Annotated in this window: 16 protein-coding genes; 11 read left to right on the plus strand and 5 right to left on the minus strand. The window is 55.5% G+C overall.

The window, feature by feature from the left end; translation table 11 throughout:
• Positions 1 to 9 precede the first annotated feature (9 nt).
• Positions 10 to 498 (minus strand): Lrp/AsnC family transcriptional regulator, encoded by a 489-nt coding sequence (locus ACUN9X_RS10180; protein WP_260035276.1) that lies wholly within the window; start codon positions 496 to 498, stop codon positions 10 to 12.
• 154 nt (positions 499 to 652) lie between these two features.
• Here ACUN9X_RS10180 and ACUN9X_RS10185 point away from each other — a divergent pair, with 154 nt between their 5' ends.
• The gene (locus tag ACUN9X_RS10185; protein ID WP_445472978.1) at positions 653 to 2,341 is read left to right on the plus strand and encodes a 2-isopropylmalate synthase; all 1,689 of its coding nucleotides are present in this window, start codon (positions 653 to 655) and stop codon (positions 2,339 to 2,341) included.
• 94 nt (positions 2,342 to 2,435) lie between these two features.
• Here ACUN9X_RS10185 and ACUN9X_RS10190 read toward each other — a convergent pair whose 3' ends face one another.
• The 3 genes from ACUN9X_RS10190 to xseA form a co-directional block, all read right to left on the minus strand.
• On the minus strand, positions 2,436 to 2,645 hold the full coding sequence (locus ACUN9X_RS10190; protein WP_279306986.1) for a cold-shock protein: 210 nt from the start codon (positions 2,643 to 2,645) through the stop codon (positions 2,436 to 2,438).
• Between the two features lie 328 nt (positions 2,646 to 2,973).
• Positions 2,974 to 4,851 (minus strand): propionyl-CoA synthetase, encoded by a 1,878-nt coding sequence (locus ACUN9X_RS10195; protein ID WP_445472979.1) that lies wholly within the window; start codon positions 4,849 to 4,851, stop codon positions 2,974 to 2,976.
• 141 nt (positions 4,852 to 4,992) lie between these two features.
• Positions 4,993 to 6,375 (minus strand): exodeoxyribonuclease VII large subunit, encoded by a 1,383-nt coding sequence (gene xseA / locus ACUN9X_RS10200; protein ID WP_445472980.1) that lies wholly within the window; start codon positions 6,373 to 6,375, stop codon positions 4,993 to 4,995.
• 303 nt (positions 6,376 to 6,678) lie between these two features.
• On the opposite strand from xseA, the gene guaB reads away from it, so the two are divergent.
• The 6 genes from guaB (at position 6,679) to ACUN9X_RS10230 (ending at position 13,505) form a co-directional block, all read left to right on the plus strand.
• Entirely contained in the window at positions 6,679 to 8,142 is a 1,464-nt protein-coding gene (gene guaB / locus ACUN9X_RS10205; protein ID WP_260035280.1) for an IMP dehydrogenase, read from the plus strand.
• Positions 8,143 to 8,287: 145 nt separating this feature from the next.
• The gene (guaA, locus tag ACUN9X_RS10210; RefSeq protein WP_445472981.1) at positions 8,288 to 9,865 is read left to right on the plus strand and encodes a glutamine-hydrolyzing GMP synthase; all 1,578 of its coding nucleotides are present in this window, start codon (positions 8,288 to 8,290) and stop codon (positions 9,863 to 9,865) included.
• Between the two features lie 185 nt (positions 9,866 to 10,050).
• Complete coding sequence (gene tadA / locus ACUN9X_RS10215; protein WP_445473207.1) at positions 10,051 to 10,536, plus strand: tRNA adenosine(34) deaminase TadA; 486 nt, start codon at positions 10,051 to 10,053, stop codon at positions 10,534 to 10,536.
• A 104-nt stretch (positions 10,537 to 10,640) separates the two neighbouring features.
• Complete coding sequence (gene galE / locus ACUN9X_RS10220) at positions 10,641 to 11,630, plus strand: UDP-glucose 4-epimerase GalE (protein WP_260035283.1); 990 nt, start codon at positions 10,641 to 10,643, stop codon at positions 11,628 to 11,630.
• An 82-nt stretch (positions 11,631 to 11,712) separates the two neighbouring features.
• On the plus strand, positions 11,713 to 13,062 hold the full coding sequence (locus ACUN9X_RS10225) for a UDP-glucose dehydrogenase family protein (RefSeq protein WP_260035285.1): 1,350 nt from the start codon (positions 11,713 to 11,715) through the stop codon (positions 13,060 to 13,062).
• A 5-nt stretch (positions 13,063 to 13,067) separates the two neighbouring features.
• A complete protein-coding gene (locus tag ACUN9X_RS10230) occupies positions 13,068 to 13,505 on the plus strand; it encodes an HIT domain-containing protein (RefSeq protein ID WP_445472982.1) in 438 nt (145 codons plus the stop codon).
• Positions 13,506 to 13,518: 13 nt separating this feature from the next.
• Here the strand turns inward: ACUN9X_RS10230 and fabR are convergent, their stop codons facing one another.
• The gene (gene fabR, locus ACUN9X_RS10235; protein ID WP_260035288.1) at positions 13,519 to 14,148 is read right to left on the minus strand and encodes an HTH-type transcriptional repressor FabR; all 630 of its coding nucleotides are present in this window, start codon (positions 14,146 to 14,148) and stop codon (positions 13,519 to 13,521) included.
• 326 nt (positions 14,149 to 14,474) lie between these two features.
• Between fabR and ACUN9X_RS10240 the strand changes: the two genes are divergently transcribed.
• The 4 genes from ACUN9X_RS10240 (at position 14,475) to ruvA (ending at position 18,007) form a co-directional block, all read left to right on the plus strand.
• A complete protein-coding gene (locus tag ACUN9X_RS10240; RefSeq protein ID WP_260035760.1) occupies positions 14,475 to 14,738 on the plus strand; it encodes an FmdB family zinc ribbon protein in 264 nt (87 codons plus the stop codon).
• Between the two features lie 40 nt (positions 14,739 to 14,778).
• Positions 14,779 to 16,584 (plus strand): aspartate--tRNA ligase, encoded by a 1,806-nt coding sequence (aspS, locus tag ACUN9X_RS10245; protein ID WP_260035290.1) that lies wholly within the window; start codon positions 14,779 to 14,781, stop codon positions 16,582 to 16,584.
• A gap of 204 nt (positions 16,585 to 16,788) precedes the next feature.
• Positions 16,789 to 17,307: a crossover junction endodeoxyribonuclease RuvC gene (ruvC, locus tag ACUN9X_RS10250; protein ID WP_260035292.1), complete on the plus strand. Its 519-nt coding sequence runs from the start codon at positions 16,789 to 16,791 to the stop codon at positions 17,305 to 17,307.
• A 73-nt stretch (positions 17,308 to 17,380) separates the two neighbouring features.
• A complete protein-coding gene (gene ruvA / locus ACUN9X_RS10255; RefSeq protein WP_445472983.1) occupies positions 17,381 to 18,007 on the plus strand; it encodes a Holliday junction branch migration protein RuvA in 627 nt (208 codons plus the stop codon).
• Positions 18,008 to 18,009 lie beyond the last annotated feature (2 nt).

Here is an 18,009-nt window from a genome sequence, read left to right on the forward strand (position 1 = left end):
GTTTCCCGTTTACAGGTAGCCCAGCGGCAGTGCCGTGCTGTCGATGACGCGTCGCAGCACAAAACTGGAGTGCACGCCGCTCACCCCCTGGATTCGCGTGATCTTGTTCAGCAGAAACTCGTGGTAGTGGTCCATGTCGGGCACCACTACCTTGAGCATGTAATCGGCATCCTGGCCCGTAATCAGATAGCACTCCTGCACTTCCGGATAGTCCGCCACCTCTTGCTCAAATGCTTCGAACCGCTCGGGTGTGTGGCGATCCATTCCGATCAGAATAATGGCAGTCAGCGCCAGTCCCAGCTTTTTATGATCCAGTATCGTCACTCTTCGAACGATAATGCCGGCATCTTCCAGCGCCCGCACACGCCGGGAACAGGGTGAGGGTGACAGGCCGATTCGTTCCGACAGTTCCTGGTTACTCAACTCGCCGTGGCGCTGTAGTTGCTCGAGGATTTGCCGGTCTACACGATCGAGTTTTAGTAATTTTTCTGGTTTCATGGCAGTATTCTTTGCTTATTTATTAATTATTAGCAGTTTCATCCAATAAAATATAAAAATAAAGAAAATTAGCAAACACATTGCGCGTGGCGTTGCTTACACTGGTGATATCGTTGATGTGCACCTTTACCTGACTTGTATAAGGACCTGAGAGATGGGATTTGATCATCGCAAATACGTTGCATTCACACCGGTGCGGAAAACAGATCGCCGCTGGCCGGACAAGGTTATCGAAAGTGCGCCGGACTGGTGTGCAGTTGACCTGCGTGATGGTAACCAGGCGCTGGTCAAGCCCATGTCAGTTGCGCAGAAAACAAGAATGTTCGACCTGCTGGTCAAACTGGGATTCAAGGAAATCGAGATCGGCTTCCCGGCGGCCAGCCAGCCTGATTTTGATTTCTGTCGTAAATTGATTGATGAAAACCGCATCCCGGATGATGTCCACATTCAGGTGTTGACCCAGGCGCGTCCCGAACTGATAGCCCGCACCTACGAAGCCGTTGAGGGGGCGAAGGCCGTCATCGTTCACGTCTACAACTCCACATCGACAGTGCAGCGTGAAAAAGTGTTTGGGCTCGACCGGGCCGGCATTCGCGAGATTGCCGTTAACGGTGCACGGATTGTAAAGGCACATGCGGAGAAGCAGCCGGGTACACAGTGGACGTTCCAGTATTCACCCGAGAGTTTCACCGGGACCGAGCTGGATTTCGCGGCAGACGTCATTGATGCGGTCAACGATGTCTGGCGCCCGGATCAGGGCCAACCGGTGGTAATCAACCTGCCAGCCACGGTCGAAATGGCCACCCCAAACGTTTTCGCAGATCAGATCGAATGGATCTGTGACACGGTCAGATATCGCGAGCACATCCGGATCAGCGTCCACACCCACAACGACCGGGGCTGTGGTGTTGCAGCCGCTGAATTGGCGGTAATGGCCGGTGCCGACCGGGTTGAGGGCACGTTGATGGGTAATGGCGAACGCACCGGCAATATGGACCTGGTGACCATGGCCATGAACCTGTATTCACAAGGCATCGACCCCAAGGTGGATCTGTCCGGTATGGCAGAGATTACCGATGTGGTGGAGGCCTGTACTGAAATCCAGACGCATCCGCGCCATCCCTATGCGGGCGAACTGGTCTTTACAGCATTTTCCGGTAGTCATCAGGACGCCATTCGCAAGTGTTTGTCCACCTACAGTGCGGGCGATTCGTGGGAAATTGCCTATCTGCCTATCGACCCGCGGGATCTTGGCCGTCGTTATGAAGAGGTGGTGCGGATTAACAGCCAGTCGGGCAAGGGCGGTGTCGCTTATGTTCTCGAGCGTGACTACAACATCTCGTTGCCCCGTTGGTTGCAGATTGAATTCAGCAAAGTCGTCCAGTCGGCGGCTGAGGCTGAAGGCGGTGAGGTCGACTCTGATACTATCCACCGCCTGTTCGAGGATCGTTACCTGTCGGTGCGGCCGGAGTGGTGTTTGAGGACGTATGATCTGCACCGCACGGATGACGGGGTAACCGCTACCGTTGAATATGGACAGGATCAGCTGATGAAGCTCTCCGGCGAAGGGTTGGGCGCTGTCGAGGCGGTTGCCGCAGGCCTTGAATCACATCATGGGTTCTCGCTTGCGGTTGAGGCCTACGATGAATTTGCGTTGGGTGAAGGTACCAAGGCGAATGCCATGGCCTGTATCCGCATCCAGGTTGGCGGTCAGCCCTACAGCGCGGCTGCGCTGGCGGAGGATACAACCTCAGCGACCTTGCAGGCCTTGTTGTCGGCAGTGGCGCATCATGTGGGATCACGGCAGGATGCGGGCCAGAAACAGGCAGGGTCGCCGGCCTGAAGCCCACTCCAGAAGTAACAAAAAAGCCGGCACCCGCGAGGGTGTCGGCTTTTTGCTGTTCAGTCATCGTGAAAGCGTTGACTGAGGTGCCGGTTCAGACAGGTGTGACGTTCTCGGCCTGAGGGCCTTTGGGCCCCTGCGTGACGGAGAACTGCACCTGCTGACCTTCGGCCAGCGTGCGAAAGCCGGAAGAGGTGATCGCACTGTAGTGAACGAACACGTCGCTGCCGCCTTCCTGTTCAATAAAGCCAAAGCCCTTGGATTCGTTAAACCACTTCACGTGGCCGGTTTTCATCTCAGACATGAATCTTTCCTGTATTCCTGATGGTGTTCCCTTTGGGGATTATAGATTTCCTCACGGAAAAACTGCGTGCTGAGAAATCAGAGAGTACCGGGGAAGGATAAACGCAGAGCCAATCGGGTTGGCTTTCGTAACGCTTTCACAGAATACCGCTGCTGCCTCACAGCAATTTTGAGTATAGACGGTGGTCAAAAAGCGTCAAAAAAAATCATATGCCCGTTAATTAAGCAGTTTTCAGCTTTGGTGACACTCTCGTCATATAGAAGGGGCATATTCGAGGAGCACTGGAAGCGCGGCTTTCAACCGCGTTCCCGGTGCTTTTAGTTGAGGGTCAGGATCGCCTGAAGCGCACCTGAATATCGTCGAGAATGGAGGGGTCATCAATTGTCGAGGGGATGGCATAGTCTTCGCCGTCGGCGATGTTGCGAATAACGCGCCGCAGTATTTTGCCCGACCGAGTCTTGGGCAGGCGCTCCACCATGATTGCCCGCCGGAAACAGGCCACCGCACCAATCCGTTCCCGCACCATTTCGACAAGCTCGTCTTCGAGTTCGTCGTGTTCGATTGTGGCGCCATCCTTGAGCAGTACCAGGCCTACAGGAACCTGTCCTCGAAGCTCGTCTTGCACCCCGACAACACAGCATTCTGCGATAGCAGGATGGGACGCCACCACTTCTTCCATTTCACCTGTCGATAGTCGGTGGCCGGCCACGTTAATCACATCGTCGGTACGGCCCATGATAAAGACGTAGTCATCCTCGTCGATATAGCCGCCATCACCCGAGCTGTAAAAACCGGGAAGTGGCTCGAGGTAAGTGCTTTTAAAGCGCACAGGGTCTTCCCAAACCCCGCTGAGGCAGCCGGGTGGAAGCGGTAGCTTGATCGCGACCTGGCCCTGATCGCCCCGTCGCACCGGCTTGCCGCTGAAATCCAGTATGCGGACATCAAAACCTGGCGAAGGTAATGTGGCAGAGCCGGGTTTGAGTTTCATGTTCTCAATGCCGATAGGGTTGCAGCAGATTGCCCAGCCCGTTTCGGTCTGCCACCAGTGATCGAGAATGGGCAGATTGGTCTTCTCACGGAGCCAGTCATAAGTCGGCGGGTCCAGGCGTTCGCCGGCCAGCAGGATGCGTTTCAACGATGAGATATCGTAATCACCGAGGGCATCGGCTTCCGGGTCTTCCTTTCGGACCGCCCGAAAAGCTGTGGGCGCAGTGAACAGAATATTGACCTTGTGTTCATCGCATACGCGCCAGAAGGCGCCGGCATCCGGTGTTTTTACCGGCTTGCCCTCATAAAGAATCGTGGTGCAGCCGGTAATAAGAGGGGCATATACGATGTAGCTATGGCCCACCACCCAGCCAACGTCGGACGCGGCCCAGAAAACATCGCCGGGCTTGGCACCGTACACCAGCTCCATGCTGTAGCGCATTGCAACCGCGTGACCGCCATTGTCGCGGACAACGCCTTTGGGTTTTCCGGTAGTGCCCGAGGTATAGAGAATATACAGAGGATCAGTGGCAAGCACAGGGATGGGTTCAACCGGAGCGGCTGAGGAAGCGAGCGTTTGCCAGTCATGGTCCCGCCCCGGTGACAGGTTTGCTGATGCCTGGGGGCGGCTGAATACGACACAGGCATCCGGTTTGTGGCGGGCTTCATCAATGGCGGCGTCGACCAGCGGTTTATAGGGGATGACTTTCTGGATCTCGATACCGCAGGAGGCGGTCAGAATGGCTTTCGGTTTGGCATCATCAATGCGTACAGCCAGTTCATGGGACGCAAAGCCACCGAACACGACAGAGTGCACCGCGCCGATACGTGCGCACGCCAGCATGCCGATAACCGCCTCGGGAATCATCGGCATGTAAATGATGACGCGATCACCCTTGCGTACGTTGAGTGAGTCCAGTGCGCCTGCGAATTGTGCCACCGTATCGGTGAGTTCACGGTAGCTGTAGCGTTGCTGCTGGCCGGTGACCGGCGAATCATAAATCAGTGCCAGCTGGTCGCCGCGACCGCTGCGCACATGAGTATCCAGTGCCAGGTCACAGGTGTTCAGTTTGCCGTCGGCGAACCACTGATGGTAACCGTTCGAATCTTTGGAGAGTATTTTTTCCGGGAAGTGATACCAGTCAATCATCCGAGCCTTGTCGGCCCAGAACTGCTCGGGTGCGTTGACGGACTGCTGGAAATCCTCACTGTAACTCATGGACCCGCCCCTATTGTTGTCAGGATTATGAGGGAGAATGGCTATTCTCACTTTAGGGGGTTGTCACGGTGTCGCTACTAGACCAACGGCTAAGGAGCCTCTGAACGAGATAGTCAGAGGCCCGCGAATGCCTGAGCTGTTTTATGATGGCTCGATGTCGTCGTCCGAGGGGAGAAGCGAAGAGTGGATAGCGGTGACGGTTGCATCGATGTTGCCGTGACCGAGTCGCGCGTTGATCTCATCGCCCGGTTTGAGCCGGCTGGCATCGCGGATAACCGGCTGACGGCGCGTGCTGACAATGGCGTAGCCGCGCCCGAGTGTCGCCAGCGGGCTGACCAGTTGGAGCGACTGTGCAGCATGGCCGAGGCGGTCGCGTTGCTCGTTCAGTTGCCAGTGAAGTTCTCGGAATAACTGCTCTTTTAACTGGGATACCCGATTCCGGTTATCAGCCAATTGCCGCCGGGGACTCTGGTTTGCCAGTCGGACCTGTTGCTGCGACAGGGTTTGCGAGCGGGCCTGCAGTTGCTGAGCGAATGAGGACTTTAACCGGCTCTCCAGATCATCGAGCCGCTGATGGTGGTTTTGAAGCTCCCGTCGCGGATCACGAAGTCTGCCGCCAAGACCTGAAACCTGTTCCTGCAGCCGGGCAAGCAGGCGTCGGGTGATGCCTTCCAGGCGGCTGGATTGTTGCTCCAGCGTCCGGATCCATGCGGATTGATCCGGCGCAAGATGCTCGGCAGCGGCGGATGGGGTAGGGGCACGGAAGTCCGCGACGAAATCGGCAATGCTGAAGTCAACCTCGTGACCTACAGCGCTGACTGTTGGCAGCGAGCATGCAGCGATGGCGCGCGCCACCTTTTCTTCATTGAATGGCCAGAGATCTTCGAGGGAGCCACCGCCACGTCCGATAATCAACACATCCGCCACACCGTGACGCTCTGCTGCCTGAATCGCATTGACGATTTCCCCTGCAGCGGCATTCCCCTGAACGGACGCTGGATAAAGTGTCACAGGGATTCCGGGGCAGCGGCGTTTCAGGACAGTCAGAATATCGTGGATCGCTGCGCCCGTGGCCGATGTGATAACGCCGATATGCTTCGGCAATGTGGGGACAGGCTTCTTCCGTTCGGCATCGAACATGCCTTCGGATTGCAGTTTCAACTTGAGTGCATCAAATGCCTGCTGAAGGGCGCCCAGCCCCGCAGGTTCCATAGCTTCCGCGATAATCTGATAATCCCCGCGGTTTTCATAAAGCGTCACCTTGCCCCGCACAAGAACCTGATCACCTTCTTTGGGGGGCGTGCGAACCCGCTGGTTATTGCCGCGGAACATGGCACATTTAACCTGGCTTTTGGCGTCTTTCAGGGTGAAATACCAGTGGCCGGACGCAGGCCGGGAGAAACTGGAAATCTCACCCTCAACCCAGACCTGAAGAAAGCTGACTTCCAGCAGATGCCGTACCTGATGATTCAGTTCGCTGACTGAAAGAGCACGTGCGCGGGGTTTGGGTGATGGTATATCCATAAAATATAGGGGTTTTCCGAGAACCGGGGGCTATAAAAAAGGCGCAATTTCAAAAACATGCACCGATATCATTCTGTAGTGCAGGTTTACTGTCTACCTGCACCCTTTTATAATAGATCGATTAAAGGAAGCGATGATAAACACGCCTTGGTTGAATCTACAATGCACAGATGGCATTGAGGCGGCCGAGGCGTTTGTTTTATCTGAAAACTTTAAACATTCTCGCCATTCTGGATGGGTTTGTTAATTGCTTTCAACTCTGTCGTTGCCTCCGAACACTTAGCTCCAAAAAAGGCGGGTCCCATGCTGCGTATTGCCGAAGAAGCCCTCACATTTGATGACGTCCTCCTCGTTCCAGGTTATTCAGAAGTTCTTCCCAAGGATGTCAGCCTTGAAACCCAGTTAACCAAAGGGATCACCCTTAACATTCCGCTGGTGTCAGCAGCGATGGATACCGTTACCGGTGCGGAACTGGCTATTGCCATGGCACAGGAAGGCGGCATCGGGATTATCCACAAGAACATGAGTGTCGAGCAGCAGGCCGCTGCGGTGCGCAAGGTCAAAAAATACGAGAGCGGCGTCGTGAAGGATCCGATCACCGTATCGCCTTCCACTACGGTGCGTGAGCTGGTGGATATTACCTCTGCGAACAATATTTCTGGTCTGCCGGTTGTCGACGGCCGCGATCTGGTTGGCATTGTGACCGGTCGTGATATTCGTTTTGAAGGCCGTCTGGACACCCTGGTTTCCGAGATCATGACGCCAAAGGAAAAGCTGGTGACAGCCCCTGAGGGCGCGAGCCTCGACGAGGTTAAAAACCTGCTGCACCGTCATCGTATCGAGAAAGTGCTGGTGGTAAACGATGCGTTTGAGCTGAGAGGCCTCATCACAGTAAAAGATATCCAGAAAGCCAAGGACTATCCGTTGGCTTGCAAGGATGAGCAGGGTCGGTTGCGTGTTGGCGCTGCAGTGGGAACCGGTGGAGACACCGAAGCCCGCATATCGGCGTTGGTTGAAGCGGGTGTGGATGTGATTGTTATCGACACCGCTCACGGGCATTCGAAAGGTGTTCTGGACCGGGTCAGCTGGACCAAGAAGCGTTTCCCTGAAGTGCAGGTTATCGGCGGCAACATCGCAACGGCTGAAGCGGCAATCGCTCTGGCGGACGCAGGTGCTGACGCAGTCAAGGTAGGTATCGGCCCGGGTTCGATCTGCACGACCCGCATCGTGGCGGGTATTGGCGTCCCCCAGATTTCGGCCGTATCCAATGTTGCAGCGGCGCTTAAAGAGCGTGGCGTTCCTCTGATTGCCGATGGCGGCGTACGTTTTTCCGGTGACCTTGCCAAGGCGCTGGCAGCCGGTGCGTTCAGTGTGATGGTAGGCAGTTTGCTGGCGGGTACCGACGAAGCACCCGGCGAAGTTGAACTCTTCCAGGGGCGCAGTTACAAGGCATACCGTGGTATGGGCTCACTCGGAGCGATGGGTCAGGGGTCCAGTGACCGTTACTTCCAGGATGCCAGTGAAGGTGTTGAAAAGCTCGTACCAGAAGGCATCGAAGGCCGGGTTGCCTGCAAGGGCCCGATGCGCGCCATCCTGCATCAGTTGATGGGGGGCGTCAGGGCTTCCATGGGCTATACCGGCTGCCGTGATATGGGCGAGATGCGGACCCGTCCGCAGTTCACCCGCATCACCAGTGCCGGCATGAGTGAAAGTCATGTTCACGATGTGACCATTACCAAGGAAGCGCCGAACTATCGTGTTGGTTAACCCGTCGCGTCGGTGAATCCCGCGATGGGTTGCAAACCTTGTCTGCATGTTCCGATGCCGAGTCCGCCAGGGTTCGCTGTCGGCGCTGTTCCGGGGCCCGGGATTTATCCTGTGCCCCGTTCGCATTTTCTGAATTGAGGAATTCATGGCTCAAAATATTCACGATCACCGCATTCTGATTCTGGATTTCGGTTCCCAATACACCCAGTTAATCGCCCGTCGTATTCGGGAGATCGGTGTTTATTGTGAGGTTCGGCCATTTGATATCACCGGTGAAGAGCTGGAAGAGTTCCGGCCCAAGGGGATAGTTCTGGCTGGCGGTCCCGAATCGGTGACCGAATTGGGCGGCCCTCGTGCGCCGGAAGGATTGTTTGAGCGTGGCATTCCGATCCTCGGTATCTGCTATGGCATGCAAACCATGGCAGAGCAGCTGGGGGGCAAGGTCGCCAGTTCTGAGAAGCGCGAGTTCGGTTACGCACAGGTGAAGGTGCGGGCTGAAGGGCCGCTGCTGAAAGATATAACAGACCACCTGACAGAGCGCGGCGAGTCCCTGCTGGATGTGTGGATGAGTCATGGTGACAAGGTCGTCACCATGCCGGAAGGCTTCGAACTACTGGCCTCCACCGAGAGTGCACCCATTGCGGCTATGCAGGATCTTGAGCGCAACCTTTTCGGTGTTCAGTTCCATCCGGAAGTGACTCATACCCTGCAGGGGCAGCGGATTCTTGAGCACTTTGTGCTCGCTATCTGTCAGTGTGAAGCGCTCTGGACGCCGGCGCAGATTGTTGATGATGCCGTCCGTCAGATTCGCGAACAGGTGGGCTCGGAGAAGGTATTGCTGGGACTTTCCGGTGGCGTCGATTCGTCGGTAACAGCCGCTTTGCTACACAAGGCGATCGGTGATCAGTTGACCTGTGTGTTTGTTGATAACGGCCTCCTGAGACTTCACGAGGGCGATCAGGTAATGGAGATGTTCTCCCGGAATATGGGGCTTAAAGTCATTCGCTCCGATTCCGAAGACCTTTTCCTGTCGAAGCTCAAAGGCGTCAGCGATCCGGAACAGAAGCGCAAGGTGATCGGTAACACGTTCATCGATGTATTCGATGAAGAAGGCAGCCGAATCAAGGACGTGAACTGGCTGGCTCAGGGTACGATCTATCCTGATGTCATCGAATCCGCTGCATCCAAAACCGGCAAGGCCCACGTTATCAAGTCACACCACAATGTTGGTGGCTTGCCTGAAACCATGAAGATGAAACTGGTTGAGCCGCTGCGCGAACTGTTCAAGGATGAGGTGCGTCGCATCGGTCTTGAACTGGGTCTGCCGTACGATATGCTCTACCGCCATCCGTTCCCGGGGCCGGGGCTAGGTGTGCGTATTCTGGGTGAAGTGAAGAAGGAATATGCCGAAATCCTGCGTCGCGCTGACGCGATTTTCCTTGAAGAGCTGCATCGCGCTGACTACTACCACAAAGTCAGCCAGGCCTTCGCTGTCTTCCTGCCGGTAAAATCCGTCGGCGTGGTCGGCGATGCCCGTCGCTACGAGTACGTGATTGCGGTGCGCGCGGTCGAGACTGTCGATTTCATGACTGCTCGCTGGGCCCGCTTGCCATATGAGCTGCTGGAAACGGTTTCGAACCGGATTATCAATGAAATTTCCGGCGTTTCACGAGTAACCTATGATATCTCCTCGAAGCCGCCCGCAACTATTGAGTGGGAATAGGCTGAGCATCAGGCTCTGACGTGATCCCGAGGGTTTCAACGTGATCGAAAGGCCCGGTTCAGCCCGTTTTGTGCTGAGCCGGGCTTTTTTGCAGTGCACAGGTGAAAAAGGTTCACAGCGCTTTGGCTATGATTGAGTTAGGGAGTCCGGTTGTGACCAGAGCGAATGAACAGCATTTAAACAATATGACCGAAGACAAACGCTGGATGGCGCGCGCTCTCTCACTCTCGGCACAGGCGGCTGCTGCCGGCGAGGTGCCTGTGGGTGCCGTCGTAGTATTGGACGGAAAGGAAATCGGTACCGGGTTCAATGCGCCCATATCCGGTTGTGACCCGACCGCTCACGCCGAGGTGAGGGCATTGCGGGACGCGGCAGCACGCATCGGAAACTATCGCCTTCCTGGCGCGACGCTATACGTCACAATCGAGCCCTGCACGATGTGCGCCGGTGCGCTCATACACAGCCGGATTTCACGGCTGGTTTATGGCGCAACTGAGCCCAAGGCCGGCGCTATTGAATCCTCGGCCCGATTACTTGAAAGTGATGCCATGAACTGGCGTATTTCAGTGACTGCGGGCGTGTTGGCCGAGCAGTGCAGTGAGGCGATTTCGTCTTTTTTCGCGGCGCGTCGTGCCGAGATTCGTCAGCGCAAGACGGAATCGAGCCGTTAGTTTCTGACAGGTTTTAAGCAAATAAGCAGTCGGGATGCAGTCGCCAATGCAGCGGCTTCATCGACAGACAACCCATTCTGGTGCCTTCAGATAAAGGGAATGTTATGAAAGTTCTGGTTACCGGCGGAGCCGGCTATATTGGCAGTCATGTGGTACGTCAGCTTGGCGCAGCGGGGCATGACGTAGTGGTTTACGATAACTTGTCCACCGGCTATCGCTGGGCTGTTACCTGCGGTGAGCTCGTTGAAGGCGATCTGGCGGATGAAGCTGCACTTGATGCGGTGTTCAAAGCGCACAATTTTGAGGCAGTTTTACACTTCGCTGCGAACATTGTGGTGCCGGAATCTGTTGAAAATCCTTTGAAGTACTACAGCAACAACACCCGCAATACGCTTAATCTGCTCAAGGCAATTGATCACCATAAAGTGCCGTACATGGTCTTCTCGTCCACTGCTGCGGTCTATGGCATGCCTGAAGAAACGGTGCTGACCGAAGATATGCCGCTCGCGCCGATTAATCCTTACGGCGCATCAAAGATGATGAGCGAGCGGATGATTATGGATTTGGCGGCGTCTTCGTCGTCTCTGAACTATGTGATCCTGCGTTATTTCAACGTGGCGGGGGCAAACCCTGCAGGCTTGCTCGGTCAGGCAACGCCTGAGGCTACGCATCTTATTAAAGTGGCGTGTGAGTGTGCGACAGGCTCGCGCAGAGGAATGCAGATTTTCGGCACCGAGTTCGATACCCGTGACGGCACCTGTATACGCGATTACATTCACGTCGAGGATCTTGCCAAAGCGCATGTTATGGCACTGGACTACATGAAGAAGGAAGGCCAGTCCCAGCTTATGAACTGCGGTTACGGCAGCGGTTTCACCGTTAAGGAAGTGATTGATGTGGTGAAGCGCTTGTCTGGTGTGGATTTTCCGGTCGAAGAAGTCGGCCCGCGGGCAGGGGACCCGGTGGCATTGATGGCGGATAATTCCAAAATTACCAGGGTGCTGGGATGGCAGCCTGATTACGCCGATCTGGACACGATTGTTGGCACAGCATTGGCTTGGGAAAAAGTGTGGACGGATCGTAAGGCACAATGAACGAAAGTTTAACAAGTTTCGGTTAAATTACCGCCTTTGAATTTAACCACTCAAATTTAATTGTCTAACTCAGGACGAGCAGATGAAGATCACCATTTTTGGAACCGGGTACGTAGGGTTGGTTACAGGCGCCTGTCTGGCAGATGTAGGGCACGATGTGCTGTGCATGGATGTTGACCCTGTAAAAATCGAGAAACTGACCAGCGGTGTCATTCCGATTTATGAACCGGGGCTGGAATCCATCGTTACCCATAACGTCGATGCCGGTCGCCTCAAGTTCACGACCGATACCGAGGTGGCGGTCAAGCACGCCGATATCCAGTTTATCGCGGTGGGCACCCCCCCTGACGAAGATGGCTCCGCGGATTTGCAGTATGTCACGGCTGTCGCCCGCTCGATCGGCCAGTACATGGACAGCTACAAGGTTGTGATCGACAAATCGACCGTACCGGTCGGCACTGGAGACAAGGTAAAAGCGGCGGTACGTGCAGAACTGGATCGCCGTGGCCTGGAGCTGGAATTTGATGTGGCGTCCAACCCCGAGTTTCTGAAAGAAGGCGCTGCGGTAACCGACTTCATGAAGCCGGATCGTATTGTCGTGGGGACTGACAGCGATCGCGCAGCTGATATGCTGCGGGAAGTCTACTATCCGTTTAACCGGAACCACGACCGGATGATTTTTATGGATCTGCGGTCCGCCGAGCTGACCAAGTATGCGGCGAACGCGATGCTGGCTACCAAAATCAGCTTTATGAACGAGATGGCCAACCTTTCGGAGCGACTGGGGGCTGATATCGAGGCCGTACGTCGCGGTATTGGTTCTGACCCGCGGATCGGCTACCACTTTATCTATCCCGGCTGTGGCTACGGTGGATCCTGCTTCCCCAAAGATGTGACGGCTCTGGCGCGAACAGCGCGGGATTGCGATTACAACGCTCAGCTACTGAATGCAGTTGAAGGCGTCAACCAGGCGCAAAAGCAGGTGCTGTTCGACAAGGTCAGCCATTATTTCCAGGGCGACGTAGCGGGCAAGACCATTGCGATCTGGGGCCTGGCATTCAAGCCGAATACCGACGATATGCGTGAAGCCTCCGCGCGGACGCTGATGGAAGCGCTATGGAAAGCCGGCGCCAAGGTGCAGGCCTTTGATCCTGAAGCGATGAACGAAACCCAGAGGATCTACGGCGATGAGCCCGGACTTCAGTTGTGCGGCACCAAAGAGCAGGCACTCAAAGGTGCGGATGCGCTGGTGATCTGCACCGAGTGGAAAGAGTTCCGCTCGCCGGACTTCGGCATGATTGCGCAGTCGCTGAATTATCCCGTCATATTTGATGGGCGTAACCTCTATACCTCTGAAATGCTGGAGCGCCACAAGCTGACCTATTACGCCATTGGTCGTGGTCAGAATCAGTTTTCTGCTGTTGGGAGCTGATTGAAATGGCCGGGGAAGGGTTCGCGTTACATCATAAGCTGGCAGACGACACGCTTCTGTTAGCATCCAGTGAGCTTAGCGAACTGCGGTTGATGAACGATGCGCACTATCCCTGGCTTTTGCTGGTGCCGCGACGCGCGGGAGTGCGGGAGATATATGAGCTATCTCCCGCTGACCAGCAGGGCCTGTTGCACGAATCCAGCGCTATAGGCGAGGCGCTGATGATGGCATTCTCCGGACAAAAGCTTAATGTGGCGGCTCTGGGTAATATGGTGCCGCAACTACACCTGCACCATGTTGTACGTTTTGAAGGCGATGCGGCCTGGCCCGGACCGGTCTGGGGCGTGGTACCGGCAGAGCCGTATTCAGAGTCGGCTCTGGCAAGCATGAAAGAGAGGCTGGTGCCGGTGGTGTCAGCGTATCAATCGGCTTTGCTGGATTAATCCGCGTTATCGTTTATTCGGTTTTTTTATGGGAAGCGGCTGCCATTGCCTGCGACCCAGCCAGTACCATTCGCAACTCGGCTTTGAGTCGTTCCTTGAGTTCTTCTTTTTCCCGGGGTGTCGCGTCCAGCGCCTCCGCTCCCTGATTAAAGACCAGCGTCACCATCGCTTCTGCAACCAGTCGACCGCTGGATAGCGGCTTTTTCTGCTCTTCGGCGAACCGCCGCAGATCGTCGGCGAGTTCGGTCGCAAAATGATCGATTTCCGCCTGTATCGCGGTACGAAAGGTTTTGGATACGCCCGTTTTTTCCCGCAGCATCAGCCGAAACAGATTGGCGTTGTTGCTCAGGTATTCCATGAAGGTGTCGACTGATGTGCTGATAACGCCGCCATCGCGGGCAATTCGCTTGCGGGCCTGGCGCATCAGCTGGCGGAGCGCGACGCCACCTTCGTCAACCAGCGCCAGCCCCAGTTCATCAAGATCAGAGAAATGCCGATAAAACGACGTGGGGGCAATGCCGGCCTCCCGGGCGACTTCGCGCAAGCTCAAACTGCCGAAGCCGCGATCAGCGCTGAGCTGTCGCAGGGCGGCATCCATCAGGGAGCGGCGTGTTTTTAATTTTTGTTCTGCGCGAGTGGGCACTTTTATCTCCAGCAACGAGGATACGGCGAGCACATGTTACCGTCAGTGGGCGGGGGCGTCATCCTTCAGCTGATAGCGGTTTGCCGGATTCATTTTGCCTGCGTGCAAAAAAACACAAAGGATTAAGAGAAATGCACAGTTGTGCTGCCTGATTTTGGCGCGGGTTATGTTTATAATGTGCCGCTTTTAACGGATGCGGTTCCGGTTCTTCGGGCCTGGCAGTATTCCGATGATGTGATCAGTGCTCCAGAACAGGCGGCAGGGTGATTTCCCGAGCCTGTGCGAGTGAGCTTGCTGGTATTGGTTATATTATGGGGAGTTTGGTCATGCCAATTTATGAATACGTCTGTGACGCGTGCGGTTTTGAGAAAGACGTGATCCACAAGATGAGCGATCCTGCGCTGAAACACTGTCCGTCCTGCGAGACCGACAAGTTCCGTAAGCGTATTTCGGCCGGCGGGTTTCGGCTGTCAGGTACGGGTTGGTATGAAACCGATTTTAAAACCGGCGCAAAAAAGAATCTCGCTGACAGTGGCAACGCCGCTTCGGCAAACAGTACAACGGGAAAAGCTGGGCCGACTGCCGGCTGAGCTCACACCAACAAACGCACACTGATTAACGGGAAAGGGTATGCGCAGTCACTATTGCGGTGGAATCAACGAATCACACATCGATCAGGACGTCACCCTCTGCGGCTGGGTCCATCGTCGCCGTGACCACGGCGGGGTTATCTTTCTGGACCTGCGTGATCGTGATGGCATGTCCCAGATTGTGGTGGATCCGGATACAGAAGACAGCTTCGCGCTTGCAGAAAAAGTGCGTAGCGAGTTTGTTCTCCAGATCAAAGGGCGCGTCCGTCGTCGTCCGGCTGGCACCGAAAACGCCAACATGCCGACAGGCCAGGTTGAAGTCCTGTGTAAGTCGCTGACCATCCTCAATGCAGCGGCAACTCCGCCGTTCCCGCTGGATGAGCACTCAGATGTGGGCGAAGACGTGCGACTCCGTTATCGCTACATTGACCTGCGTCGTCCAGAGATGCTGAATCGTTTGCGTTTCCGCTCGAAAGTGACGAGTTATATCCGTAACTTCCTCGACCGCCATGATTTCATGGACGTTGAAACGCCGATCCTCACCCGTGCGACACCGGAAGGGGCACGGGATTATCTGGTGCCAAGCCGGACCCAGGAAGGCTCCTTTTTCGCATTACCGCAGTCGCCGCAACTGTTTAAGCAGCTGTTGATGGTGTCCGGTGTTGATCGTTACTACCAGATTGCCAAGTGTTTCCGGGACGAGGATCTGCGTGCGGATCGCCAGCCTGAATTCACCCAGATCGATATCGAGTCTTCATTTATTGATGAAGAGGGCCTGATGGGCATTACCGAAAGCATGATCCGCGAATTGTTCGCCGATCAGCTTGACGTAAAACTACCGGAATTCCCGCGTATGCCTTACTCCGAGGCGATGCAGCGTTACGGCAGTGACAAGCCGGATCTGCGTATTCCTCTGGAACTGATTGACGTTGCTGATCTTGTTGAATCCGTCGATTTCAAGGTGTTCTCGGGCCCTGCTAAGGATCCAAAAGGTCGCGTCGCCGCATTGCGTGTGCCCAAGGGTGGTGAACTGAGCCGCAAGCAGATTGATGAGTACACCAAGTTTGTTGGTATTTACGGTGCCAAGGGGCTGGCTTACATCAAAGTGAACGATCTGTCTCAGGGTGTCGCTGGTCTGCAGTCGCCGATCGTCAAGTTCCTCGGCGACGATATTGCGCTGGCGATGATGGAGCGCGTTGGAGCCGAAGACGGCGATATCGTGTTCTTTGGTGCCGACAAGACAACTGTCGTAAATGAGGCTCTGGGAGCGCTGCGAGTCAAGCTCGGCCACGATCTGGATATGCTGACTTGCGAATGGTCACCGCTTTGGGTTGTCGACTTCCCGATGTTTGAAGAAGACAGCAGCGGCAATCTGACCGCTATTCACCATCCGTTCACTGCGCCATCCTGCTCGCCGGAAGAGTTGGCAGCAAACCCGGCAACGGCACTTTCCCGTGCTTACGATATGGTGTTGAACGGTACCGAGTTGGGTGGTGGTTCGATTCGTATTCATAACGAAGATATGCAGCAGGCGGTTTTCCGAATTCTGGGTATCGATGAAACTGAAGCGCGCGCCAAATTTGGCTTCCTGCTGGACGCACTCAAGTTCGGTTGCCCGCCACATGGTGGTCTGGCATTTGGTCTTGATCGGTTGATCATGCTGATGACCGGCGCCACGTCGATTCGTGACGTGATTGCATTCCCGAAAACACAGAGCGCGACCTGTCTGCTGACTCAGGCCCCAGGCCAGGTGGACGAGCGTCAGCTGAAGGATTTGCATATTCGCTTGCGCAAGGCGCCTGCGGTGAAGGGCGCAAATCCGGAAGCGGAGAAAAAGGAAGACTGATTTTTCATCAGAGATTCCTTAGGTCGCAGTATCCATTCCCGTCAGTGCCTATGGCCTGACGGGAATGGTCGTTTTGAGGGTGGAAAAAGTCATGGCAGATCAAAGTGAGCGGGCCAATACAAGATATCGCAACGGCCTTTCCAGCGTGCGCTGGATAGCGAGTTGGTGCACTATGGCAGGCTTGTTCCACAAAGGGTTGCGCTAGTGCCTATTATTCTGGGCGTTGATCCGGGATCACGTATTACCGGCTACGGTGTGATCCGGAGCGATGGCCGTCTTACCGAGTATGTCGACAGTGGTTGCATTCGCATGGGCGAAAAGCCAATGGCGGAGCGTCTGCAGATCATCTACCAGAGTCTCGTAACCCTGATTGAGCAATTCCGGCCGGAGGAATTTGCAATCGAACAGGTCTTTATGGCCCGCAACCCGGATTCGGCGCTCAAGCTGGGGCAGGCGAGAGGTGTGGCGATAGTCGCAGCAGCCAACAGCAGCCTGCCGGTGCATGAATACTCGGCCCGACAGGTCAAGCAGGCGGTGGTTGGCACAGGCGGCGCTGACAAGGTACAGGTTCAGCATATGGTGCAAAGCATCCTCTCATTAAGTCGAAAGCCCCAGGCTGATGCTGCCGACGCACTCGCGATTGCCTTGTGTCACGCCACCATGAGCCAGAGTATCGCGCGTATTGCCTCCGGCAGTCGCATGCGGGGCGGCCGTCTGCGCTGACTAGCAGGGGCGAAATTAACAATAACGCAATGCTGCTGAGCGGCATTGTCATAACCTTTTGGGAGTCGTGGTTTTGATAGGGCAGATACGGGGTCGTCTCATTGAAAAGCAGCCAGGCCATGTTGTCGTTGACTGCAATGGACTGGGTTACGAAATCGACATTCCCTACACTACCTTCTTCAACTTGCCTGACGCCGGCCAGGAAACACTCCTGTATACCCATTTTTCAGTGCGTGAAGATGCCCAGAGCCTGTTTGGTTTTTCGGCGAGGCTCGAGCGCGACCTGTTTCGTTTGCTGATAAAGGTAAACGGTGTCGGTCCCAAGCTGGCGCTGGCTATTTTGTCCGCTCTGGATACCCAGCAATTTGTGCGCTGCGTCGATAATCGTGACGTGAATGCGCTCGTCAAAGTGCCCGGAGTAGGTAAAAAGACGGCTGAAAGGCTGCTGATTGAAATGGGGGACCGGCTTGGTCAGCTTGAGGGAATGCCGTCAATTGACGGGGTCGCTCAGAGTCATGTTACGACTCCCGGTTCGGTGCCACCGGGGCATGATCCGCTTGACGAAGCGGAGGCGGCGCTGATTGCCCTCGGATACAAGCCCCAGGAGGCGGCCAAGGCGGTTTCCCGTGTCGCTAAAGACGGCATGAGCTCCACTGAAATTATCAGGCTTGCCTTGAAAAGCATGATCCCCGCCGGTTGATC

Source organism: Marinobacter sp. V032, from assembly GCF_052645435.1.

Excerpts from the sequence above, each read along its gene's own strand:
- galE (WP_260035283.1), top strand. The coding sequence starts at position 10,641 with ATGAAAGTTCTGGTTACCGGCGGAGCCGGCTATATTGGCAGTCATGTG.
- ACUN9X_RS10230 (WP_445472982.1), top strand. The coding sequence starts at position 13,068 with ATGGCCGGGGAAGGGTTCGCGTTACATCATAAGCTGGCAGACGACACG.
- ACUN9X_RS10180 (WP_260035276.1), bottom strand. The coding sequence starts at position 498 with ATGAAACCAGAAAAATTACTAAAACTCGATCGTGTAGACCGGCAAATC.
- tadA (WP_445473207.1), top strand. The coding sequence starts at position 10,051 with ATGACCGAAGACAAACGCTGGATGGCGCGCGCTCTCTCACTCTCGGCA.
- guaA (WP_445472981.1), top strand. The coding sequence starts at position 8,288 with ATGGCTCAAAATATTCACGATCACCGCATTCTGATTCTGGATTTCGGT.
- ACUN9X_RS10240 (WP_260035760.1), top strand. The coding sequence starts at position 14,475 with ATGCCAATTTATGAATACGTCTGTGACGCGTGCGGTTTTGAGAAAGAC.
- guaB (WP_260035280.1), top strand. The coding sequence starts at position 6,679 with ATGCTGCGTATTGCCGAAGAAGCCCTCACATTTGATGACGTCCTCCTC.
- xseA (WP_445472980.1), bottom strand. The coding sequence starts at position 6,375 with ATGGATATACCATCACCCAAACCCCGCGCACGTGCTCTTTCAGTCAGC.
- ACUN9X_RS10185 (WP_445472978.1), top strand. The coding sequence starts at position 653 with ATGGGATTTGATCATCGCAAATACGTTGCATTCACACCGGTGCGGAAA.
- ACUN9X_RS10195 (WP_445472979.1), bottom strand. The coding sequence starts at position 4,851 with ATGAGTTACAGTGAGGATTTCCAGCAGTCCGTCAACGCACCCGAGCAG.
- ACUN9X_RS10225 (WP_260035285.1), top strand. The coding sequence starts at position 11,713 with ATGAAGATCACCATTTTTGGAACCGGGTACGTAGGGTTGGTTACAGGC.
- ACUN9X_RS10190 (WP_279306986.1), bottom strand. The coding sequence starts at position 2,645 with ATGTCTGAGATGAAAACCGGCCACGTGAAGTGGTTTAACGAATCCAAG.
- aspS (WP_260035290.1), top strand. The coding sequence starts at position 14,779 with ATGCGCAGTCACTATTGCGGTGGAATCAACGAATCACACATCGATCAG.